General features: G+C 62.8%; 24 protein-coding genes and 3 tRNA genes. 20 read left to right on the forward strand and 7 right to left on the reverse strand.

All coding sequences use genetic code 11. The annotated features are described in order from the left end of the window. Both infA and VGN46_RS17195 read right to left on the reverse strand, forming a co-directional pair. Positions 1-126 (reverse strand): translation initiation factor IF-1 (infA, locus tag VGN46_RS17190; protein WP_331645521.1); only part of this gene is annotated, 126 nt, incomplete at its 3' end. Between the two features lie 166 nt (positions 127-292). Further along, complete coding sequence (locus VGN46_RS17195; RefSeq protein ID WP_331645452.1) at positions 293-568, reverse strand: polyhydroxyalkanoic acid system family protein; 276 nt, start codon at positions 566-568, stop codon at positions 293-295. A gap of 123 nt (positions 569-691) precedes the next feature. Between VGN46_RS17195 and VGN46_RS17200 the strand changes: the two genes are divergently transcribed. The 12 genes from VGN46_RS17200 (at position 692) to VGN46_RS17255 (ending at position 11,063) form a co-directional block, all read left to right on the forward strand. Beyond that, entirely contained in the window at positions 692-1,459 is a 768-nt protein-coding gene (locus VGN46_RS17200; RefSeq protein ID WP_331645454.1) for an FHA domain-containing protein, read from the forward strand. Positions 1,460-1,520: 61 nt separating this feature from the next. Further along, a complete protein-coding gene (serC, locus tag VGN46_RS17205) occupies positions 1,521-2,606 on the forward strand; it encodes a 3-phosphoserine/phosphohydroxythreonine transaminase (RefSeq protein WP_331645456.1) in 1,086 nt (361 codons plus the stop codon). Positions 2,607-2,685: 79 nt separating this feature from the next. Beyond that, on the forward strand, positions 2,686-3,789 hold the full coding sequence (pheA, locus tag VGN46_RS17210; protein ID WP_331645458.1) for a prephenate dehydratase: 1,104 nt from the start codon (positions 2,686-2,688) through the stop codon (positions 3,787-3,789). Next, complete coding sequence (hisC, locus tag VGN46_RS17215) at positions 3,786-4,898, forward strand: histidinol-phosphate transaminase (RefSeq protein WP_331645460.1); 1,113 nt, start codon at positions 3,786-3,788, stop codon at positions 4,896-4,898. Before pheA ends, hisC begins: the two co-directional genes overlap by 4 nt. Then, complete coding sequence (gene aroA, locus VGN46_RS17220) at positions 4,895-6,202, forward strand: 3-phosphoshikimate 1-carboxyvinyltransferase (RefSeq protein ID WP_331645462.1); 1,308 nt, start codon at positions 4,895-4,897, stop codon at positions 6,200-6,202. Before hisC ends, aroA begins: the two co-directional genes overlap by 4 nt. Positions 6,203-6,322: 120 nt before the next feature. After that, positions 6,323-7,111: a 3-deoxy-manno-octulosonate cytidylyltransferase gene (gene kdsB / locus VGN46_RS17225; RefSeq protein ID WP_331645464.1), complete on the forward strand. Its 789-nt coding sequence runs from the start codon at positions 6,323-6,325 to the stop codon at positions 7,109-7,111. A gap of 213 nt (positions 7,112-7,324) precedes the next feature. Further along, complete coding sequence (uvrC, locus tag VGN46_RS17230) at positions 7,325-9,148, forward strand: excinuclease ABC subunit UvrC (protein WP_331645466.1); 1,824 nt, start codon at positions 7,325-7,327, stop codon at positions 9,146-9,148. A gap of 51 nt (positions 9,149-9,199) precedes the next feature. Further along, entirely contained in the window at positions 9,200-9,814 is a 615-nt protein-coding gene (pgsA, locus tag VGN46_RS17235) for a CDP-diacylglycerol--glycerol-3-phosphate 3-phosphatidyltransferase (RefSeq protein WP_331645523.1), read from the forward strand. 38 nt (positions 9,815-9,852) lie between these two features. After that, positions 9,853-9,928 (forward strand) — tRNA-Gly (locus VGN46_RS17240). A 77-nt stretch (positions 9,929-10,005) separates the two neighbouring features. After that, a tRNA-Cys gene (locus VGN46_RS17245) sits at positions 10,006-10,079 on the forward strand. 51 nt (positions 10,080-10,130) lie between these two features. Then, positions 10,131-10,217 (forward strand) — tRNA-Leu (locus VGN46_RS17250). A 264-nt stretch (positions 10,218-10,481) separates the two neighbouring features. Beyond that, complete coding sequence (locus VGN46_RS17255) at positions 10,482-11,063, forward strand: hypothetical protein (RefSeq protein ID WP_331645467.1); 582 nt, start codon at positions 10,482-10,484, stop codon at positions 11,061-11,063. Here VGN46_RS17255 and VGN46_RS17260 read toward each other — a convergent pair. The 4 genes from VGN46_RS17260 to VGN46_RS17275 form a co-directional block, all read right to left on the reverse strand. After that, positions 11,057-11,362 carry a hypothetical protein gene (locus VGN46_RS17260; RefSeq protein WP_331645469.1) on the reverse strand — a complete coding sequence of 102 codons (306 nt, stop codon included), beginning with the start codon at positions 11,360-11,362 and terminating at the stop codon, positions 11,057-11,059. The two genes, VGN46_RS17255 and VGN46_RS17260, sit on opposite strands and share 7 nt — an antisense overlap. A 21-nt stretch (positions 11,363-11,383) precedes the next feature. Further along, the gene (locus VGN46_RS17265; RefSeq protein ID WP_331645471.1) at positions 11,384-11,917 is read right to left on the reverse strand and encodes a hypothetical protein; all 534 of its coding nucleotides are present in this window, start codon (positions 11,915-11,917) and stop codon (positions 11,384-11,386) included. 10 nt (positions 11,918-11,927) lie between these two features. After that, a complete protein-coding gene (locus VGN46_RS17270; RefSeq protein WP_331645473.1) occupies positions 11,928-12,263 on the reverse strand; it encodes a hypothetical protein in 336 nt (111 codons plus the stop codon). Positions 12,264-12,791: 528 nt separating this feature from the next. Continuing rightward, positions 12,792-13,367: an RICIN domain-containing protein gene (locus tag VGN46_RS17275; RefSeq protein WP_331645475.1), complete on the reverse strand. Its 576-nt coding sequence runs from the start codon at positions 13,365-13,367 to the stop codon at positions 12,792-12,794. A 370-nt stretch (positions 13,368-13,737) separates the two neighbouring features. On the opposite strand from VGN46_RS17275, the gene VGN46_RS17280 reads away from it, so the two are divergent. The 4 genes from VGN46_RS17280 (at position 13,738) to VGN46_RS17295 (ending at position 17,951) form a co-directional block, all read left to right on the forward strand. Further along, complete coding sequence (locus VGN46_RS17280; protein ID WP_331645477.1) at positions 13,738-14,373, forward strand: hypothetical protein; 636 nt, start codon at positions 13,738-13,740, stop codon at positions 14,371-14,373. Between the two features lie 626 nt (positions 14,374-14,999). Further along, positions 15,000-15,341, forward strand: a complete 342-nt coding sequence (locus tag VGN46_RS17285; protein ID WP_331645479.1) for a ribonuclease E inhibitor RraB — start codon at positions 15,000-15,002, stop codon at positions 15,339-15,341. A 566-nt stretch (positions 15,342-15,907) separates the two neighbouring features. Then, entirely contained in the window at positions 15,908-16,849 is a 942-nt protein-coding gene (locus tag VGN46_RS17290) for a hypothetical protein (RefSeq protein ID WP_331645481.1), read from the forward strand. A gap of 229 nt (positions 16,850-17,078) precedes the next feature. Further along, positions 17,079-17,951, forward strand: coding sequence for an alpha/beta hydrolase (locus VGN46_RS17295; RefSeq protein ID WP_331645483.1), 873 nt, complete (start codon positions 17,079-17,081; stop codon positions 17,949-17,951). Here VGN46_RS17295 and VGN46_RS17300 read toward each other — a convergent pair. Further along, positions 17,948-18,274 (reverse strand): hypothetical protein, encoded by a 327-nt coding sequence (locus tag VGN46_RS17300; RefSeq protein WP_331645486.1) that lies wholly within the window; start codon positions 18,272-18,274, stop codon positions 17,948-17,950. The two genes, VGN46_RS17295 and VGN46_RS17300, sit on opposite strands and share 4 nt — an antisense overlap. A 264-nt stretch (positions 18,275-18,538) precedes the next feature. Here VGN46_RS17300 and VGN46_RS17305 point away from each other — a divergent pair, with 264 nt between their 5' ends. From VGN46_RS17305 to VGN46_RS17320, 4 genes are all read left to right on the forward strand, one after another. Then, positions 18,539-18,670, forward strand: coding sequence for a hypothetical protein (locus tag VGN46_RS17305; RefSeq protein WP_331645489.1), 132 nt, complete (start codon positions 18,539-18,541; stop codon positions 18,668-18,670). Positions 18,671-18,759: 89 nt separating this feature from the next. Next, entirely contained in the window at positions 18,760-19,446 is a 687-nt protein-coding gene (locus tag VGN46_RS17310) for a FadR/GntR family transcriptional regulator (RefSeq protein ID WP_331645525.1), read from the forward strand. Between the two features lie 188 nt (positions 19,447-19,634). Next, positions 19,635-20,549, forward strand: coding sequence for an aldose 1-epimerase (locus VGN46_RS17315; protein ID WP_331645491.1), 915 nt, complete (start codon positions 19,635-19,637; stop codon positions 20,547-20,549). Then, entirely contained in the window at positions 20,546-22,780 is a 2,235-nt protein-coding gene (locus VGN46_RS17320; RefSeq protein WP_331645493.1) for an alpha-galactosidase, read from the forward strand. Before VGN46_RS17315 ends, VGN46_RS17320 begins: the two co-directional genes overlap by 4 nt. Positions 22,781-22,791 lie beyond the last annotated feature (11 nt).

Genomic DNA, 22,791 nt, shown 5'->3' on the forward strand with positions numbered 1-22,791 from the left:
CTTGCGCATACGGCCGGAGATGTGGGCAGTAATGACATGCCCGTTCTCGAGCTGCACGCGGAACATGGTGTTGGGCAGGGTCTCCTGGACCGTGCCTTCCATTTCGATGACGTCGTCTTTTGCCATGTGTTCCGGGTCGGAGTAGGGGCCGGCGTGGCCGAATAAGTCCCCTATTATGCCATGCCCACCCCGCCAAGGCCACCCGGGCCTCCCGCCCCTGTAGGAGCGCACTTGCGCGCGATCGGGGTTGCCGCAAGGCCCATCGCGCGCAAGCGCGCTCCTACAAGAGGGCTCAGGCGAAGTATTCGTTGAGCTTGCCGCGGATCTCGTCTTCGATCTTGCCCTTGAACGCCGACAGCAGCATGCCAAGCTCGGCGGTCACATGGACATCGCTATCGGTGACGGCGATGGCGCCCTTTACCCCGGAGCCCGAGAACGCATAGGCATTGCCTTCCCAGCCGCCCTTGGTGCCGAATTTCTCGGCCATGCGGGCACCGACTTTTTCCACCACCGCGCGTGCTTCGGCTGCCGTCTTGCCGTGCTCCCGGCGGATATCGATCTTGGCCATTCGGGGTCTCCGCGAGAAAACGGCGAGTCTAACAGCCTGCTCCCCTGAACCGGAGTGATCTCTTTACGTTCAAATAGATACCGCACTCTGCTAAAGTCGCGTCGTCATCTGTCCGGTCCCTCCATGCGCATAGAATTCGTCAGCTCGGCTCGCGGTGATTTCCACTGGTCCCGGCCCGTGCTTACGATTGGCCGCGCGGAGGATAACGACCTCGTCGTGTCTGAATCGCAGGTCGCCCCGCGCCACGTCACGATCCATCGTGATCGCCGCGGCATGGTGCTCGAGGTGGCTGCCGGTGTCGGGCGCGTCTATGTCAACGCGCGGCCCGTGCGTGAAAAGGCGCTGCTGCGCCCGGGCGATAGCCTCTCGCTCGGCGACTGCCGCATGCTGGTCCGCGATGATGAAGACCTCGAAGCGCGCGAGCTCCAGGAGCCGACGGACGCCCGTTGCACCGCGGCCCTGCGCCCGGTGGCCGGTCCCTTGTCGGGGCGGCTCGTGGCGATCGGTGATCGCCTGGAACTCGGTGCCACCCATGGGGCCATGCCACTCGAACTGCCGGGTAACGATGCCGCACTGATCACGCTGGCGTGGGTGGACGAGGAGCTGATTCTCGATGCGTCGCGCGTGCCCGCCCGCCACGCGGTGCGGGTCAACGGCGTGCGTACCGTGCGCGCTGCACTGCAGCCGGGCGACCAGATCGGCCTGGCCACGCACCGCTTCATCCTTGAAGCGCCTGGCTGGCTGGCTGAGCCCGTCGTCGCCGCACCCGAGCCCGAGCCCGAAGCCGAGCCGGAGGAACCCGCCGGACCGCGTGGCGACGTGTGGTGGTTGATCCTCACCGCCGCCCTGCTCGCGGCAGGTATCGCCGTGGTGCTGTTCGCGCCGTTCTAAGCCTCCGTTTCGCCCGCATGCAACGGCATAATGCCGGTTCAACCATGCGAGAGGACGAGACGTGAGCAGAGCCTGGAATTTCAGCGCCGGACCCGCGGCACTGCCGGAAGCCGTATTGAAGCGTGCTCAGGCGGAGCTCCTCGACTGGAATGGTTCCGGTGCCTCGGTGATGGAGCTGTCCCACCGCGGCAAGCCCTTCATGGCGCTGGCCGCGGCCGCCGAGCAACGCTTGCGCTCGCTCATGGATGTTCCCGCGAACTACAAGGTGCTGTTCCTGCAGGGCGGCGCCACCCAGCACTTCGCACAGATCCCGATGAATCTCGCTGGCCCCGATGAGCACGCGGATTACATCGTGACCGGGCACTGGGGCGAAAAGGCCGTACGCGAAGCTGCGCCCTACCTCGATGCACGCGTTGCCGCCAGCTCCGAGGCGGACCACTACCTGAAGCTGCCGCCGCGCGACACCTGGCAGCTCAGCAAGGGCGCGGCCTATGTGCATTACACGCCGAACGAAACGATCCACGGCGTGGAATTCCACGATGTGCCCGATGTAGGTGATACGCCCCTTATTGCCGACATGTCCTCCAACATCCTCAGTGAGCCCGTGGATGTGTCGCGTTTCGGTCTCATCTACGCCGGTGCGCAGAAGAACATCGGCCCCTCCGGTCTCGTGATCCTGATCATTCGCGATGACCTGCTGGCTCGCGCTGGTCGGCCGATGGCGAAAATCTTCCGCTACGCCGAGCACGCCGCGAACGATTCGATGCTCAATACGCCGAACACGTGGGGCTGGTACCTCGCGGGCCTCACGTTCGAGTGGCTCGAAACGCAGGGTGGCATCGTTGCAATCGGCGAACGTAACAAGGCGAAGGCCGCGTTGCTGTACGACGCTATCGATAGTTCCAACGGTTACTACGGTAGCCCGGTTGAGCCTTCGTCGCGTTCGCGCATGAATGTGCCGTTCACGTTGCACGATAGTGCGCTGGATGCCGTTTTCCTCAAGGAATCCGAGGCCGCGGGCCTGCTCGCGCTGAAGGGCCATAAGGCCGTTGGTGGTATGCGCGCATCGTTGTACAACGCCGTTTCACTCGAGGCGGTGGAGGTGCTTGTGAAATTCATGCGGGACTTTGCAACGCGGCACGGTTAAAGTCGGGGATCACCGCAATGCAGCATATGTTTGCGGTGATAACTGTTTCATTTGCAACCACTTAGCCGCCTGGACGTCCATGAGTAAGAGTAGCTCCACCGATAAGCAAGCCACGCTGGGCGAGGCGCGCCAGCGCATCGACAGCATCGACCAGCAACTGCAGTCGCTCATCAGCGAGCGCGCCCGTTGGGCACAGCAGGTCGGCCGGGCCAAGGGCCCGTTGAAGGCGGCGGTGGAGTATTACCGACCCGAACGGGAAGCCCAGGTCTTGCGCGGCGTCATCGATCGCAACGATGGTCCGCTGCCGAACGGCGAACTGGTTCGCCTGTTCCGCGAGATCATGTCGTCGTGCCTTTCTCAGCAGCAGCCGCTGAAGATCGGTTACCTCGGCCCCGAGGGCACCTTCAGTGAACAGGCCGTGCGCAAGCAGTTCGGCCACGCCGCCTACGGTTTGCCATTGGGCAGTATCGAAGAGGTGTTCCAGGAAGTCGCCGCGGGCAACGCCGATTTCGGCGTGGTGCCGGTGGAGAATTCAGGGCAGGGCATGATCCAGATGACACTGGACATGTTCCTCACGTCAAAGGCCACGATCTGCGGCGAAGTGGAGCTGCGTGTCCACCAGAACCTGCTTTCGCTGACCGGCGAGATGAAGGATATCAAGCGCATCTACTCACACCCGCAGTCGCTGCAGCAGTGCCAGGCCTGGTTGCGTGTGAACCTGCCGAACGTCGAGCGCATCGCGGTGTCGAGCAACGCCGAAGCCGCGCGCATGGCGAAGCTGTCGCCGGAAGCGGGCGCCATCGCGGGTGAGTCCGCCGCACGCGTGTACGGCCTCAAGATCATCGCGGGTCCCATCGAGGATCGCAGCGACAACACCACGCGCTTCCTCGTCATCGGCCGCACCATCTTTCCGCCTTCGGGCAATGATCGGACCTCGCTGCTGGTGTCCGTACGCGACAAGCCCGGTGCCCTGTACGACGTGCTCAAGCCGCTCGCGGAGCATGGCATCAGCATGAACCGCATCGAGTCGCGCCCGGCGCATACCGGCAAGTGGCAGTACGCGTTCTTCATCGACGTCTCCGGTCACGTGGACGATCCGGCCCTGCAGGCCGCGCTGGACGAAATGAAGCCCGCCGCCGCCGATGTGCGGGTGCTCGGCGCTTACCCCGTCGCCTTGCCATGACCGCCGTGTTCGATGCAGCCGCGCTCGCCAACCGGGCGACGTCGGCCCTGCGTGCCTACGATCCCGGTCACGACCTTCCCGCATTGCGCCTTCGTTTTGGTGCGGTGCTCTCCGAGTTGGGGTCTAACGAGAACCCCCTCGGCCCGAGCCCGCAGGCCACGCGCGCCGCGACCCGCGTGCTGGAAGACATCTGGCGCTATCCCGATCCACTGGGTGCGGCGCTGAAACAGCGCCTTGCCGGCGAGCTGGGCATCTCCGCGCGCAGCATCACGCTGGGTAATGGATCGCACGAACTGCTCATGCTGCTGGCGCAGTGCTTCGCGGATGCCGAGCATCCCGTGGTGCATTCACAGTACGGCTTCGCGGTCTTCCCGATCGCGGCGGCCGCAGCGGGTGCGCCGGCGATCCGCGTGCCCGCGTTGCCCGCGGACCATCCCACCGCGCCGTACGGGCATGACCTGCCGGCGATCGCGGCAGCGGTCACGCCCGCGACCCGCCTGGTCTACCTCGCCAACCCGAACAATCCAACCGGCACCTGGTTCACCGATGCCGAACTCGAGGCCTTCATGGCGGCCGTACCGGTGGAAACGCTGGTCGTCGTGGACGAGGCCTACCATGAGTACGTGGATGCGGCAGGGCTGAGCACGGCACTGCATCTCCTCAGCCGTTTCCCCAACCTCATCGTGACGCGCACCTTCTCGAAGGCGTATGCCCTGGCGGGCTTGCGCATCGGCTACATGCTCAGCCACCCCACGGTGGCTGCGGTTGCCGAGCGCCTGCGCGAATCGTTCAACGTGAATGGCGTAGCGCTTGCGGCCGCGGAAGCCGCACTTGCGGACCACGAGCACCGTGCCCGCGTCCGCGACACAAACCACCGCGATCGCGCGTGGCTAGCCGAGGAGCTTGGCGCTCGCGGCTTCCGCGTGCTGCCGTCACAAACCAACTTCCTGCTGGTCGACCTGGGCCAGGATGCCGCCGCGTTCGAGAAACATCTCTTCGAACACGGCGTGATCGTCCGCCCCATGGGTGGCTACGGCCTGCCGCACACCGTGCGTATCAGTGTCGGTAGCCGCGGCGAGCTGCAACGTCTTCTGGAGAACCTGCCATGACCGCCCTGGCCTGGGTAAGCCGCGCCGCTGGCCCGATCCACGGCGAGCTTGTCGTCCCCGGCGACAAATCCGTATCGCACCGCGCGCTCATGTTTGGCGCGTTAGCCGAAGGCACCACGCACATCCGCGGCTTCCTCGAAGGTGAGGACACCCGTGCCACCGCCGCGATCCTCGGCAAGCTGGGTGTTCGCTTCGAGACACCTGCGCCAGGCGAGCGCGTGGTGCATGGCGTGGGTCTGCACGGCCTGCGTGGCACCACCGAGGCTCTGGATTGCGGCAACGCGGGCACGGGTATGCGTCTGCTCGCGGGCCTGCTAGCTGGACAATCATTCGCTTCCACGCTCGTCGGCGATGCGTCGCTGTCGGGGCGCCCGATGCGCCGCGTGACCGATCCGCTGGGCGAGATGGGTGCGCAGATCGATACGAACGACGGTAAGCCACCATTGCGTATCCATGGCGGTGGAAAGCTGAAGGGCATCACCTACCATTCGCCGGTCGCCAGCGCGCAGATCAAGTCCGCGCTGTTGCTCGCGGGCCTGTACGCCGAAGGCAGTACAGAGGTGATCGAGCCGCATCCGACGCGCGATTACACCGAAAGCATGCTCAAGGCCTTCGGTTGGCCGATCGAATACTCGCCGGGCCGTGCGAAGGTTGAAGGTGGCCACGTGCTGCGCGCCGTCGATGTGGATGTGCCGGCGGATTTCTCCTCGGCCGCGTTCTTCATCGTCGCCGCCTGCATCGTGCCGGGTTCGCATCTTCGGTTGAAGGGTGTAGGCCTGAATCCGCGCCGCACGGGTTTGCTCGCCGCGCTGAAACTCATGGGTGCGGATATCGCCGTAGAGAACGAGCGCCACAGCGGCGGCGAAGTCATCGCTGACCTCGTGATCCGTCAGCGTCCGCTGCATGGCGTCGCGCTGCCGCTCGATATCGTCCCCGACATGATCGATGAGTTCCCGGCCTTGTTCGTGGCCGCTGCCTGCGCCGAGGGGATGACCACCATCCGTGGCGCGGCCGAGTTGCGGGTGAAGGAATCCGACCGCATCGCGACGATGGCGCACGGTTTGAAGGCGTGTGGTGTGCTGATCGACGAACTTCCCGACGGTGCGATGATTCGTGGGGGTGCGATCGGCGGCGGATCGGTGGATAGTCATGGTGACCACCGTATTGCCATGAGCTTCGCCATCGCCGGTCTTGTCGCGACGGCGCCGATCACGATTGGTGATTGCGCCAACGTGGCTACCTCGTTCCCGGGGTTTATTGAGTTGGCTAATGGGGTGGGGTTCAAGCTCGGTCCCGCGTCCTGATATCGCGCGCAAGCGCGCTCCTACAGGGGTGACGAGAACCTTGTAGGAGCGCGCTTGCGCGCGACAGCCCTTCGCGACACCCCCATAATGCGTTCCTGACCCGGCTCTGGACCGCACCACATGGCTGCCAAAACCCCTCCCTTCGTCGTCGTCGTCCCGGCTCGCTACGCCTCCACGCGCCTGCCGGGCAAGCCGCTGCTCCCGATCGGCGGCGTGTCGATGGTCCGCAGGGTCGCGGTCCGGGCTGCCAGCGCGGGCGCCGCCCAGGTCGTGGTAGCGACGGATGACACTCGCGTCGCCACCGAAATGCGCGGCTGCGCTGGCGATATCCTGGTCTGCATGACCCGTGAGGACCATGCCTCGGGTACCGATCGCATCGCCGAGGTGGCCAGCCATTACGGCTGGCCGGACGACACCGTGGTGGTGAACCTGCAGGGCGATGAGCCGTTCGCGCCGGCTGCTGGCATTCGCGCCGTGGTCTACACCCTGGCGGCTGATGAGGCGCCTATGGCGACGCTGGCCACGCCGATCGCCGATGCCGATGAGCTGTTCGACCCGAATGTGGTCAAGGTGGTCCGCGGCGGCAACGGCCGAGCCCTCTATTTCACCCGTGCACCGGCCCCCTGGGCCCGCGATGCGTTCGCGAACGATCGCCACGTTCTGCCCCCTGGGGTGCCGTTCCTGCGCCACATCGGCATCTATGCCTATCGCGCCGGCTTCCTGCGTCGCATGGCCGCGCTGCCCCGGACCCCGTTGGAGCAGGCCGAGTCCCTGGAGCAGTTGCGCGCCCTGGAACATGGCTACGCCATCTCGGTGAACCTGACACCGGAGCCGTTCCCGCCGGGTATCGATACCCCGGACGATCTGGTGCGCGCCGAGCGTTGGCTGAAGGGGCAGGGTGACGTGTAAGGTTTTTCCGACAAGGGCGAGCGGGCGAGGCCTACAGGATTAGCCGGAATCCGCCGGGCGCGCCTACAAGGGCGACGACGTAATCTATCCCTGTCGCCGGAAACACCCAAGGACGAAGGCGACATCCCCCCAAGGAAGGCCCGCGCCGGCATGGTCCCCCTCCATGCCGGCGTTTTTCATTCCCGGTTGCGCTTCACCAGCTAAAATAGGCCGATGGAGCACACCGAGTCGCACCCGTTCGATGGCAAGGCCTTCGTTCGCCACCTCACCACGTCGCCCGGCGTCTATCGGTATTTCGATGCCGAAGGCGAGCTGCTGTACGTGGGCAAGGCGGCGAACCTGAAGAAGCGGGTCAGTAACTACTTCCTGAAGCCTCCCATGGATCCGCGTATCGCCTCTATGGTGTCGCAGATCGATCGAGCGGAAGTCACCCTGACCCGCACGGCGGGCGAGGCCCTGCTGCTCGAATCGCAGCTGATCAAATCGCTGAAGCCGCGCTACAACATTGTCCTTCGCGACGATAAGAGCTACCCCTACATCTACCTGTCTGGGGGCGAGGACTACCCGCGCCTGGCGTTCCATCGTGGTGCCAAGACCGGTTCGGGCCGCTATTTCGGGCCGTACCCAAGCACGTTCGCCGTGCGCGAAAGCCTGGGCCTGATGCAGAAGCTGTTCAAGGTACGCCAATGTGAGGACAGCTATTTCAAGAATCGCTCGCGCCCGTGCCTGCAACATCAGATCGGCCGGTGCAGTGCACCCTGTGTGCAGCTGATCAGCGTCGATGACTACCGCAGCGATGTACGCCACGCGGAAATGTTTCTCGAGGGTCGCAGCAGCGCGGTCATCGACGAGCTGGCGCAATCGATGGAGGCCGCCAGTGCCGCGCTCAACTTCGAGCGCGCCGCCAGCTTGCGCGATCAGGTGGCGGCGTTGCGCAAGCTCCAGGCCCAGCACTTCGTTCAAGGTGCCAGCGCGGATATGGACGTGATCGCCTGCTGCCTCGAGGGCGGCATGGCCTGCGTCAGCGTGTTGTTCTTCCGCAACGGCGTCAGCCTGGGCTCGCGCGATTTCTTCCCGCGCCTGCCGACGGATGCGTCCGTCGCCGATGTGCTTGGCCAGTTCATCGCGCAGTACTACCTGGAGCGCCAGGTGCCGCGCGAGTTGGTGTTGAGCGATCCGGTGGAAGACGCCGAGATCCTCGCCGACGTATTGTCCCAGCACGCGGGTTACGCCGTGCAGCTGAAGCCCAGTGTGCGCGGCGACCGCGCACGCTTCCTTGAAATGGCCCAGCGCAACGCGAGCGCAGCGCTTACCTCGCGGTTGGCCAGCCGGCATACCTTGCTCGCACGGTTCGACGATCTGCAGAAGGTCCTTGAGCTCAGCGAACATCCACGCCGGATCGAATGCTTCGACATCAGCCACACCCGCGGCGAAGCCACGGTAGCTTCCTGCGTGGTGTTCGGGCCTGAAGGCCCGGAGAAGTCGCACTACCGCCGCTTCAATATCACGGGTATCACCCCGGGTGACGACTACGCCGCCATGCACCAGGCGCTGACACGACGCTTCAAGAAGGTCGTAGAAGGTGGCGTGAAGCCTGACATCCTGCTGATCGATGGCGGACTGGGGCAGGTAGCCCAGGCGGTCGACGTGTTGCGTGAGCTCGGTGTCGAAGGCATCCGGGTGGTGGGCGTGGCCAAGGGCCCGGGCCGCCGCGCGGGTGAGGAAACCCTGGTGCTGGCCGAAAGCGGCAAGATGCTGCACCCCGGTACTTCGTCTCCCGCATTGCACCTCGTGGCGGCGGTCCGTGACGAGTCGCACCGTTTTGCGATCAGCGGCCACCGCCGCAAGCGCGAAGCGGCCCGCGAGCGCAGTACGCTGGAGGATGTGGCGGGCGTTGGTGCACGTCGCCGGGCGGCGCTGCTCAAGGCGTTTGGCGGCCTTTCCGGTGTCGAGGCCGCGGGCGTCGAAGAATTGATGAGCGTAAAGGGTATTGATCGCGGTCTCGCCGAACGCATCTATGCCATGCTGCATCCCTGATCGTACGGAGGCGCCTTGCTGACGCGTCGCCTCCCGCAACCGGCTGAATCCATGCGTATCAACCTGCCAACCTGGCTTACTCTTTTTCGTGTGCTGTTGCTGCCGGTCATGGTGGTGGTCTTCTACCTGCCGTTCCGCGGGGCGAACCTCACCGCTGCCATCGTCTTCGTACTGGCCGCCTTCACCGACTGGCTGGATGGCTACCTGGCCCGCCGCCTCGACATGACCTCGGCCTTCGGGGCCTTCCTCGACCCGGTCGCCGACAAGCTGATGGTGGCGATCACCCTGTTCCTGCTGGTGCAGTCGGCGCCCACCGGCTGGCCGGGCATTCTCCTGGCCGTGACCGCGGCGGTGATCGTTGGCCGTGAGATCAGTGTCTCGGCCTTGCGTGAGTGGATGGCTGAGATCGGTGCGCGGTCCAAGGTCAAGGTCGCCTTCCTCGGCAAGCTGAAGACGATGATGCAGATGGTCGCCCTGGTGACCCTGCTGCTCCAGCACGATGCCGAGACCCTGCGTTACTACCATATCGGCGAGGCGCTGCTGGTCATCGCGGGCATCCTGACCATCTGGTCGGGGCTGGATTACCTGCGCGCCGCGTGGCCCGCCCTGCGCGGGGACGACATGGGCGTGAAAAAAACCGAAAAGAATCCGGTGCAAAACAGTTGACACATCGGGCCAGATCCCTAAAATAGCCGGACTACGACGCGGGAATAGCTCAGTTGGTAGAGCACGACCTTGCCAAGGTCGGGGTCGCGAGTTCGAGTCTCGTTTCCCGCTCCAGGATTCCACAAAGCCTCGGGTGACCGAGGTTTTGTTTTTTAAGCGCTATGCGGATACTCTCCGCGTGCGCAAGCGATGGCCGGGTGGCAGAGTGGTCATGCAGCGGACTGCAAATCCGCGTACGCCGGTTCGATTCCGACCTCGGCCTCCATCGCATTCCAAGGCGCACACGCTTCACGCGGGTGCGCCTTTTTTCTTTCAAGCCCGGATGGCGAAATCGGTAGACGCAAGAGACTTAAAATCTCTCATCCGAAAGGGTATGTGGGTTCGAGTCCCACTCCGGGCACCATCTAGCCGCTTCTCGGCATCCCATCCCCGCTCACTGACGACCTGGCTGCGGACACGCTCGGGACAAAAATCGACCCTCGAAAGTAACGCTGTTAGTAACGCTCTCGCCGTTACTCAACGGTCGCCAGGTTGGAGTAACCGCAAGCCTGACATCCAGCGGGTGCAGCTAGGTGCTTGCACGCTGCTAGCAGTTCCGTATCGCCGATGGGCATGGCGTCGCTACGAGCTGATGGTTGCCCAGCGACAGCGCATGGAAGCATGACTCATGGCGGACGGCGGGCGGGCCGAAACCCAGGAGGAAATGATCGACCGGGCAGCCCGTATCCTCGCAGCGGCCCTCGCCACCGGGTCACCGTGGATTTCCCGGGTGAACTACGAGCGTCTTGCCGGCGAATCCTCGGGAGACCTCGCGAATCCTCGCGAATTGATCGTGGCCGAGAGGGAGGAGCGGAAGGGCAGGCGAAAAGTGCTGGTGAGTACCCTTCGGGACCATGACAGGAAAATTGCCGTCCGTCGCTTGCGGGTATGGAGGTATCACAAGTTCGCCGCCGATCCGGTCTACAACCCCTCCTGGGACGCTCTAGGAGCATTAGCTATAGCGAAACTAGACGGACCCCTAGAGGCAACCCTTCTCCTGTACGCCACGGGCGATGTACATAGGTACTGGCCGACTGTAGAGCTATACGGTCTGGCATGCCTTCGCAATGCGTTCGCATGGGAGGCTCTGACGGACGCTATGCAGCGAATCCTGTGCGGACGGGCTGCGGCCGACGGAAAGGTCTCGCGACGGGCGGCGTCGATCACATCGACTTTGGCGGCCCGCCGCGAAACAAGCGAACGTTACTGAGCGGAAATCTTGTTCGCGGTGCAGATACCCGACCCGTTGACGTCATATGCAATGGATACAATCGCCCCTCGCGACTGGGCGGCCACGAGAACTGCCATCATTGCCCGTGCATTATACTGGCTCAAGTCTGGCAGGTAGACGGTTCCGAACTGGCATGGCTGGGAGAACCCTTCCTTCACCTGAACATAGCCAGTGCCTTGAACACCTAGACCAGAGATGGTCCTGCCCTGGTCTTCAACTGCGAACGCCTGTGTCGAGAATGCAGCGAGGGCGACGACGGCGAGTGCGATAATTTTCATGTCAGATTCCTTTGATGAAGGTCAGTCGTTAAGCAGCAAGCTTGTCGCCGCGCTCACATCCGGGTAGACGGGAGTTAGCACCACGGGTGCCGATGTAGACGAATGCGAATCTAGATCGCCCGTGTAGGACGCCACGATTGAGTACGACGTAGCGCCAGCTGGAAGAGAGACCGGAAGCGTCACGTCGGTATTCGTTGAGATGTATTTCGTTCTGATGCAGCTGCCGTACTGGTCGTACTGGACGCAGCCGCTATCACTCAGGTTCGAATTGAAGGGCCAAGCGGCCTCGACCTGAGCGACCAACGTGCCATTTACGGTCACTTGAACCTTGCCGCCCGTCACGGTAAATCCGGGGCCGGTAACCAGATGTTTGCCGGTAACCACCACATGTGCGGACACCTGTTTTCCAGGTGTTGGCGTTCCGCTCACGGTCACGGTCGTGCCCGTGGTGCTGTCGGCGAATGCTGACATCGGGATTAGTGAGGCTGCCGCGAGCACGAGATGTAGAGCGATTCTTCCTTTCCCCTTGGGGGAGCCTTCCGCTGCGATTTTCATGACTGTCATCTCAATTCGGCGCGACGGAGAAGGCGCGAATGACGCAATTGTCAGCGTTGAAATCATAATCGAAGCCCATCTTTGCTCCGGTAGCCTTCGCAGAGAGAACGGTCGCCCACAGAAGCTTCTGCGTGTCGACATCGGCGCTCGGGTCGAGCGTCAGGTGCCCGGTGCTGCAAACCGAGCCCGTGTAGAACAGGACGGGCGTGACTCCGCCGTAGCTATTGACCTGCACGGCGCTTGCAGCGACGTCTACGTGGGCCGTGGCCATGGCAGACGCGCTGGCACCCAGACCAAGCACGCACGCGATTGCTACGACACCCTTACGGATTGACTTCGATAGCATGTGTTTCCCCTTTGAGAGATTGCCGCCCAGGCAGTTGGGGGCGCGGGAATCATGCCGGGACGGAATCGGCGTCGTATGTAGGCGAAGGACTCTACGGCTGTAGGGAAAGCCCTACACGAGGCTACGGCACACTGCTTATGTGATCAAAGACGCAATCAAGGCGTGAGGATCTTGGCCAGCTGGAGCATTGCCCGGCCGTAGCCCGGAAGCGGCTTACAACCGATGGGCCCTAGATGGACCGCCACTTCCTCCGCTGCGGACAACACCTCTGGCAGGCCCATTTTTTCGGCCGTCCTTCGGATGAGGTTTGCCCTAAACCGAGCCTCGTCCAAGTCGTGCGCTCCGGCCGAGTCATTCATCGCTATCGCCTCTACGTTGAGTTGGGCGAACCGGAGAACGGCGGCTTCGTCGATGTTTCTCATGGGGGCAAGGATAACCCCAGACGTGTCCAGCCGCCCCAATCAGGTGTCTGACTGAGGAAGCGGAGCCGCGGTGTCTAACGTCGCGACTCCGCTCAAGTAATCGGGTTTACCTCGCGCCCGAGAGGCGATAACCAGAGTGCAGATCGTTCGATAGGTTCGTGCACCCATTCGCCAGAGTGGGCCGCCAGAAACTTGACGGGTCCTCAGTGCGCACGCACCAATGACTGGCTACGTTGGTGATCGCCCTCAGATTTATTACTGAGTAAAAGATGTTTGTGGTGTTTCCAGTGGTGATCGAACGCTGAATGATCGGAGCGTTTACCTGCCACTGTTGAGTGGGATCGTTGTTGTTGCAGACGCGTTGAATGATGCCGATAGCGCCGCTGGCGGGGTTCGAACTTTCGGCGGCTGCACACATGCCCGAATTGACGTTCACAATATGGGCTAGCGGCGAGTCGCCGTTGTAGCCGTAAACCTGAAATGCCCACAGCTGATTGGTGGTCCCGGTGCAGGTGTACATCTGCACAATCGCGCCGTCAGCGGTCGAATAGTCCTTCACATCCCAGCACTGGTTGCTTTGGGCAGACACAATGGCCGTGGATTCGACCGCCTGAGCCTTGGCCGGCGAACCAAGTCCTAGGCCGAGGCCAACCACCACTAGCCCAAAAAACAAGCTCTTCATGCAGTTCTTCCATTGAGCCGCCAATCGCGGCGACGCATATTGGACGAAGCTATTTCTCCCGTCTGTAGGGTTAACCCTACATATGCACTACCGGGACGGAAACGCACCCCGAGAACGGCATAAGTAATAGGGACCCTTGCCGCCCAAGGCCCTACCTCGCCCGACGCCGTGCCGGGTAATGCACGGCTTTTCTTTCTCGGTAGGGCGGACCGATCAACTTTATGAGGTTACAAGATGGGCGGCGGTGCGACGGGTGCGGAGCAGGGCTCAAAGTGAGCTGGCCTCGGATGAGGCCGTGCTCGACACCTGACCCAGTGCTCGTTAGGATCGCGAAAACTCGCGAATCTCATCTTGTGCGGGAGGGCTAGCCGTGACGCGCATCGTGGAACTCATCCTCGTCGTCGGCCTCATGGTCATAGTGGGCTTTACCAGCGTTCTGCAGTTCAAGCAGGATCGCAGATATCGGGACGACGACTCGCCTCTAGAAACTGCCATCGCCCGTGCGCGGCAACGGGCCGGCACGCGTTCGCCCGGCGCGACCTTGCGTGGCTATGAACAAATCTTGCCGCACCCGGCGGTGCGTCTCTTCGCGTGGCTTGCCGGTCTTGGAACTCTCGCACTTGCGGGACTCATTGTCCGTTGGTGGTGGCAAACGTCGGTACACGAGTTCAGCGTTCCGGGTGTCGCGTTCTTTCTTTGTGGACTGACTTTCGGCACGCTCGCAATCAATATGGCGGTGACACGAGCGTCTCATGATGACGACTCGTTTGTGCTAAGAACGCTGTTTAGTTCGTGGAGGGTACAGCGCGCTGAGATTGTCGGATGTCGGTGGCTCGAGCAACACGCTGTTGGTTCCGGTGGATGGTACGTTGAACAGGTGCTCTACGATCGGGCAGGCCGTTCCTATCGTATTCCGAATGTTTTGAAGGATCGGATCCCCTATGGGAGCTGGATCAGGCAGATCGAGAACCACGGTGACGTATGGCCGCGGTCATGGCCCTGGTAAATGTGCCAAGGCCGCGCCGGAGCCCGTGGCTGGCCTAGACGTCGAGGTGGTAGCCGTCAACTATTGTGAGTACGGCTGTGAGTACAAGCCGCCGTTTCCGGCTTTAACGTATTGTTTACCGTCGCTCGCAAAGCGCCGTTCGAGTCCCCCCCTCAGGGCACCATCAACCTATTTCGCCGTCATCAAGGATGTTGCACATGCGCGCTATTGCTTTCTTTGTTGTCCTTAGTGCCACCCTGATCACCGGGTGCGCCACCGCTCCATCGAGCCAGACGCATAACGGACCTTCATGCTCATCGGGTCCGAACGGCCAGAGTCTGGGATGTGCTGCGACCATCGGCGTGAGCGCCATCATCAAGGCCGCTCAGCGAGATTGATCGGCTCGCGCTGGTGAATCTCGCTGGCGATATCCACCTCGATCGATCAAGCACATCCTTGGCCTCAAGGCTCAGGGAGATGGGTCCGAAGGTGGCTTAGCGTCCGCACATGGGGAGAGGATCCGACGGGTTGCGTGACGGCGCCGTTGCCGGAAAGGTCGCGCCATCCATAGCATCGGCCGCCTGTTCACAGAAGGCACCGCCTGCGTTCATAATCTGGGCTCCCCACGTCAACGTAAGGCCCCGCAGATGAATGACGAACTGATGTTCCCCGACGACGAGAACGGTAACGCTCTACGACAGATGCTAGCGGAGGGCGACAACCTGTCGATGCCTCGCGACTTTGATTTCACTGTCGTTTTTGCGACCGAAGAGGCAGCACTCCAGTTCGCGGTGGCCATGCTGAGGCAAGGGCAGAAAGCTTCGTTCTCCGAATATGAGGAGGATGAGGAGATGCCGTGGCAAGTAACCCTTCACCCCTACATGGACCCGACGCACGAGAATATCTCGCTGTACGAGAGTGCGTTGGAGAATGAAGCCAGCGCGTTTGAGGGAGCCCTTGAGGGGTGGGGGTGTGTTCCACAAAGCTGAGTGCTGGCGGCGCTCGACTCGTCGCGGTGGACATCGGGTGCGCCGCGAACTCGCGTCACACAGATTGAAAGGTGACGCGCCGATGGCCTGGTAGAACCACTTCTCCCGGGCCTCCAGATCGACGCGGCCCTCTTCGTTAAAGTCACCATCTTCATAGCGAAGACTCGCCCACTCCCATTGGCGGTCCTTTAGCTCATCCGTACGCGCGCCTTGTGTAAGATCTTGTCCCATGGCCTCGTCTCCCACCCGCGGAGCGATAAGTGCACCATGTGAAGAAATCGCTCGTTCCCGAATATTCGTGGGCCGTGGGGTAGGTAGAGCTACGGGCCGAGCGACGGACTGAGCGACGGAAGTGCTCAATTTCTCAGGCGGGAACGTCCAGGCCGCTGCAAAAATTGTCCGACCTGCGGTTCACGCACATCGGCGTCGTCGAAGCCCTTCAAAGTCTGTTGTGCTCGGCCTACAGCGCTTCCGTTAGTGATCGCGCACGATGGTGGTGTCTCTGAGGATCGACAACGGCGCTCCCGGGCAAACTTCTCATTACACGACCTGACCAGGGAGTTAGCATGGATGGCATGACCGAATTTCGCCTTACTTACGACGGCCCCGCGCTTATCGCGCATGAAATGCATCCCCGCGATCTTGCCCCCGCGCTGATCGCCATGTCCGATCTTCTGGAGGCCGCGGCGCATGCCATTTACGGCGAAGACGTGAAGGTCGACGTGCATATCAAGGGGCCTTTCAAGTCGGGCAGCTTCAATATCGACTTTGTGGCAGGTGTTCAGTGGCTCAAATCGGTCCGTGAGTTCTTTTCCGGTCAGGGGGCTGCCGCGTGCGCAAATGCGACCGCGATACTCACGGCGGTCGGCATCATCGGACGAGGCCTATTCTCGCTTTTGAAATGGCTTCGCGGTCGCCCGATCTCACATATTGAAGATATGTCGCCCGACGCTCATGGGTTTGCGCGCGTCCGAGTGCACGCGGGTGAGGATGCTTACGAAGTCCGACGTCACGCATTGGACCTTTTGAACAACGCCAGCGTCAGAACAGCCCTCGAACGCGTGATAAAGCCACTAGACGAGGATGGGGTCGAGGTATTCGCTCTCGGCTACGAGGGTGTGCTGAGCGTCATCGTGCGTGGCGACGAGCGCATTTACTTCGCCGCCCCATCGGAAGAAGAAGTGCTTCTTATCGATGATGTCCGGGACATGTCTTTCTCCGTTGCGGCTTGCCCCGGCGGGGACACCAAAGCGTGGCGATTCTCGGATGGTGAGGCGATGATCGGCGCGAAAGTCTCCGACGAGGCCTTCCTTAGCGCGGTTGAAGACGATCGAGTGACGCTACTAAAGGGAGACTTGCTCGTCTGCCGCACGAGGATGAAACAGTGGAAAACCGTCGGTGGTATTCGCACCGAATACGATCTGGTCCAGGTCAACAGGCACATTCGTGCCAACCGTCAGATTCCTTTGCCATTGGACGTTTTCCCGCTGTGTGGAGAACTTAGCTAAATCGACGAGCCGTGCGCGCGGTGCGCCGAACAGGGCATAGCCCGCGCGGCGGATGTGGCAGACTCCCCCGTCTGACGATCGCAGGGGAAAGCGAGTGGGGCATTCGTTCATAGCAGGGGTGATCCTGGCATTTTCGCTGGCCGGGGCCGCACGCGCCGCAAGTCCAGTTATTACCGATGCCGTCTATACGCATCCGGCACGCCTGGTCGATGTAGGCCAAGGGCGACGCATGAACTTATATTGCACCGGGGAGGGCTCACCGGCCGTCATCATGGATGCGGGCATGGGCGACTCAACCATCAGTTGGGCGTTGGTGCAGCCGGCTATTTCGCGCCATGTCCGTGCCTGTTCATTCGACCGGGCAGGGCTGGGCTTTAGCGATGCCGCGACGCGGGCGGGTACGCCAGACCATGCTGCGGACGATCTGCATCATCTTCTCGGTGCCGCCGGTATCAAGCCTCCGTATGTGTTGGTCGCTCATTCACTGGGTGGTCTCAATGCGCGCGTCTTCGCTGATCGGTACCGTGGCGAAGTGGTAGGCATGGTCATGGTCGAATCCTCTCACGAGGATCAGTTCACCGAAGGCTGGTCCATCGGCGCACCCGATCAGAAGGCAAAATACGAGGCTTACCTTGCCCAGATGCATAGCTGCATCGCGTACGCGGAGAAGGGCTTAACCCCGGGAACCCCGGAGTTCACCCGTTGTGTGGGTGATGACGCTGACCCGCGTTTCAATGATGCGATCAATGTGGCGCAGCGCAAGTACGGCGTTACCGCCCGATGGCAGGCCGCTGTCGCGTCGGAACGGGAGAGCGTCGCAAGTGTCAGCGTGGATCAGGTGCGCGCGACACGTAAGGACTACGGCGATATGCCCTTGCTGGTTCTGATCCATTCCCCGTTTCCTAAGCGTGATGACGAAACGCAGGTCGAACGCGACCTGCGTACGTTGTCGTGGGAACGGCTGCATACCCGCATGGCGGCCATGTCGACGCGAGGCGTCAACATGATCGTTCCGGATAGCGGTCATTACATCCAGTACGACCACCCCCAGGTGGTCGTGGATGCCGTGCTTCAGGCCGTGGCGCTTCAGGGCCGTCGTTAAGCGACCTCCGGTTCCTTTGATGTAAGCGGTGGCGTTTCCTCCGCCAGTGGCGGCGGAAGTGCCATCCGCGCCAGACGCTTCGGTAGCGGTGGCGGTGCGTTGTACGGGAGGTCCATCCAGCCGCGCTTTAGCTCAAAGGCATGTTCTGCGCCGCGGGCAAACATCGATGGCACGTTGCCGCCCAGCATCATGCGGGTCAGCTTTCGGGCGGTGGCGATGTTTCCGAGAGCGTCGGCTTGGGCCTGGGGCGTGGTGATGCCGGCGAGTTCGAGGGTGGAGAGGATGTGCGAGAGGTTCAAACGACGATGATGCTGGCGGAGCATGGTGCGTACGGCTACTACGTAAACGGTAACGGACCGTTATACCCGAGCCATTTATCGCTGTAATGCGGCAGTTATATGAAAGTTCGGCAGGTTGCTCTGTCAGCCTCCACATTTGTTTTGTCCGGGTGAAACTCGCCCGAATGGGACTCTTATGGCGGGTCTCCGATAGAAACAAAATCGCAGACAGCGAACTCGGCTCCGCAAACGGTCCACGAAACCGCGGCCTCAAAGGAGCACGAGCAAAACGAGCACTGGAACGACCCCATGAATACGACCCATTCCCGGGATCCGAGGAAGAAAGACGAATATGGCTCGCCTGTGCCGAGCACGCCCAAAGGGCAGGGCACGAACTCGAGCACCGATGCGCAACGCGCGGCGGATGCGAAGCAGCACTGACCGCATGCGGCATGCAACCGCCTTGCCACGCCGCTGGCTGACGAATACCGTGTGGGCGTCCAGACGAGGAGCGCCCCCCATTGAAGCCCGTGGTAGCACGCAACCTGCACAGCCAGGTAGTCAACCAGTTGGGCCAGCTCATCGTGAGCGGGAAGTTAGCGCCGGGCGAGGGTCTGCCGCGTGAGGATTTGCTTGCGGAAAAGCTCAACGTAAGCCGCACGGCACTGCGCGAGGCCATGAAGGTACTGGTGGCCAAGGGCCTCATCGAATCCCGCCAGAGAACGGGTGCCCGCGTTCGTGAGGCCAGCCACTGGAAGCAACTCGACCAGGACGTACTGGCGTGGCGCTGCGCCTCGATGCCCACGGATGACTTTGTCGAGAAGCTCGTGGAAATGCGTGAGCTGATCGAGCCTGGCGCGGCGGCCGCCGCCGCCAAGCGGCGCACGACAGCACAGCTCGACGCCTTGAAACAGGCTTACGGCGCGATGGCCGCGGCGGAGGATCTGGACGCATGGGCGCAAGCCGACCTCATGTTTCACGAGACCATGCTCAAGGCCACCAACAACGAACTCATGGTGTCGTTGTTCACCGTGATCGAAACCGCCCTGGGCCAGTATTTCCTCCTCTCGGCGCGCAAGGCGGTCGATTTCAAGGCGGCCCTGCCACAGCACGAGAAGGTGTTAGAGGCGATCCGCCGCAAACAGCCGGAAGCCGCGCGCGAAGCCATGTTCGACATGGTGGAGGCGTCCCGTCGCAACATCCGCCGCCGCCGCTAACCCTGTAGGAGCGCGCTTGCGCGCGATCCCTGTTGGCGGAAGAGCTGCAAGTCATGGGTAGTGAGGCGAAAGATGTCGCGCGCAAGCGCGCTCCTACAGGGAGCCGTGGCTCATGCTGCGCCGCAGCTTGATGTCGGATAATAATTAAATACTACAATTGGCTCACCATGCCGTCGGGGGAGTCTGACATGCTCGAGCTGGCCAATGACCGGCTCGCCGTGACCTTGCTGCCCGACCTGGGTGGCGGGGTTGCAAGCCTCGACTGGCTAACCGGTACGGGGCGCGTAGAGATCATGCGCCCCCACCCCCGCAGGAGCGCGCTTGCGCGCGACAGCCGCAACGACAACGACAACGACAACGACCCGAATCTCCTGGCCTGCTACCCCCTCATCCCGTGGAGCAACCGCATCACCGGCGGTGGCTTCACCCACGACGGCGAGCGAACCCTTCTCACGCCAAACCGCGCGGACGATGCCTACCCCATCCACGGCACCGGCTGGCAGCGCTCCTGGCAGGTGGAACGCCACGAGGCCGATGTCGCCGTGCTTTCCCTACGCGACGCGGTGGAAGGCGCCTACGACTATCGCGCCCGCCTCGCGTACTACCTGGAGAGCGACACCCTGCGTGTCGAACTCTCGGTCACCCATACCGGCAAGGCCACGTTGCCCTTCGGCCTGGGCCTGCACCCTTTCTTTCCCCGCCACGGCAGCGTGCGCCTGCACGCCCCGGCGCGCACCGTGTGGCGCAATGACGAACGGAACCTTATTCCGGTCGCCCGCCACACGGTGCCGCCGGCGTGGGATTTTTCTTCCGATGCCGCGCTCCCCGAGGGCGGGCTCAACAACGGCTTCCAGGGCTGGTCCGGTGCGGCGCGCATCTCCTGGCCGCTCAAAGGGCTGAGCCTGGACATCACGGCCGACGTAGATACGTACATCCTCTACGTGCCTGAGGGCGAGAGCTTTTTTTGTTTCGAGCCCGTCGACCATCCGGTCAACGCCGTCAACCTGCCGGGTGGCGCCGCCGCCAACGGCATGACCGTGCTGGCGCCTGGGCAGGCGTTGGCACGATCCTTTGCATTCCGTGTTTCCGAAGAGGGGTCATGATCTTGAAGCAGCACGTCACCACCACCCGGCTCGCCCTTGCCCTGGCCGCCGCCTTCGCCGCCCCGCTGGCCGCCGCTCCCGCGCCGCGTGACGCTACGCCACGCTATGACGCGGCCGCGCATGTCTTCCGGCTCGACGCCGGCAAGGTCACCTACGCCATGGGCGTGGATCCCGACGGCCGCCTGCAGACGCTGTACTGGGGCGCGCGACTGGCGGCGGACGATCCGCTGGGCCCGGCCGTGCCGGCACCGGAGCGCTCATCCTTCGATCCCAAGGGAGCGCTCTCGCGCCAGGAATACGCGGGGTGGGGTGGCAATATCACCGCGATGCCTGCGCTCAAGGTGAAGTTCGACGATGGCAATCGTGACCTGATCCTCCGTTACGACAGCTACCGGATCGACCACGGAGCGCTCGCCATCCTGCTGCGCGACAAACAGGCCGGCGTGGACGTCACGCTGCGCTACACCGCCGACGAAGCCACGGGCGTGATCGGCCGCTCCGCGCACATCGAGAATGCGAGCAAGCAAGCGCTGACGATCGATAGCGCCGCTGCGGCGACCTGGAGCCTGCCCGCGGGCAGTGACTATTCATTGCGCTACCTGACGGGCACCTGGGCCGGCGAATGGCACCTGCAGACGCGCGCGATCACGCCTGGTGCGACCGTGCTGGAAAGCCGCCGCGGTTCCACCGGTGACGAGAACAATCCGTGGTTCGCGATCAACCGCGGTGGCGCATGGAACGAAGAGCAAGGGGATGTGTGGTTCGGCGCGCTCGCATGGAGTGGTTCGTGGAGCATCCGCGTGGACGAGGACATCCTGGGCCAGGTGCGTGTCACCGGTGGCTACAACCCGTTCGATTTCGGATACCGCCTGAAGCCAGGCGAAGCGCTCGATACGCCGGTGTTCTACGGCGGCTACACGAGCGATGGCATGGGCGAAGCATCGCGCTTGCTGCATCGTTTTGAGCGCAACCGCATCCTCCCGGACGGTGATGCCGCCAAACTCCGCCCCGTCCTCTACAACTCGTGGGAAGCGACCGAATTCAAGGTGGATGAGGCGGGCCAGGTCAAGCTCGCGGAACGCGCTGCAAAGCTCGGCATCGAACGGTTCGTCGTTGACGATGGCTGGTTCGGCGCACGCAACAGCGACCACGCCGGCCTTGGCGACTGGACCGTAAACCGGACCAAATTCCCCAACGGCCTGAAGCCGCTGATCGACAAGGTGCACAACCTGGGCATGAGTTTCGGTCTGTGGGTCGAGCCGGAGATGGTCAATCCGGATAGCGACCTCTACCGTGCGCATCCGGACTGGGTGCTCAACTTCAACGATCGCCAGCGCAGCGAGGGCCGTAACCAGCTGGTGCTCAACCTCGCGCGCCAGGACGTGAAGGACCACGTCTTTGAAGTGCTCGACACGCTGCTCCGTGAGAACGACATCCAGTTCCTCAAGTGGGACTACAACCGCAACTGGTCCGAGCCGGGCTGGCCGCAGATGTCGCCGGATGAGCAGCAGAAGGTCTATGTCGCGTATACGCGGAACCTTTACGACATCCTGCGCCGCCTGCGCGAGAAGCATCCCGGCGTGGAGATTGAATCGTGCTCCGGCGGTGGTGCACGCGTCGATCTCGGCGTGATGGCGCTGACCGATGAAGTGTGGCCTTCCGACAACACGGACGCTTCCGATCGCTTGTCGATCCAGGATGGCTTTAGCCAGGCCTATGCCCCGGCGACGATGATGGCGTGGGTCACCGCTTCGCCTTCCTGGGTGAACAAGCGCGCCTTGTCGCTCGATTTCCGCTTCCTGTCGGCCATGCAGGGCGGCCTGGGTATTGGCGCCAACCTGCTTGAATGGACAGACACCGACAACGCCACCGCGCGCCAGTACATCACCGATTACAAGGCGATCCGCGCCACCGTGCAGCGGGGTGAGCTTTACCGCCTGATTTCGCCGCAGGGCCGCGCGTCGTGGTCCGCGACGAGCTCGGTCTCGGCCGACCGCAAGCAGGCCGTGCTGTTCGCCTTCCAGCGTGATGGCCAGGAGGCGCGGGCGTTCCCGACGCTACGCCTGCAGGGCCTCGACGCCACCGCTCGCTACCGCATGCACTTCATCCACGGTTCCGCGGCACCTGGTACGCCGGAGATCGCCAGCGGCGCGTACTGGATGGAACACGGCATCGACCTGCAGATCAAGGGCGATTTCGACGCCGCAGGAGTCGTGTTCGACAAGCACTAGTTTCCCCCCGC

This window comes from Luteibacter sp. (assembly GCF_036500425.1).
Taxonomy (GTDB): domain Bacteria; phylum Pseudomonadota; class Gammaproteobacteria; order Xanthomonadales; family Rhodanobacteraceae; genus Luteibacter.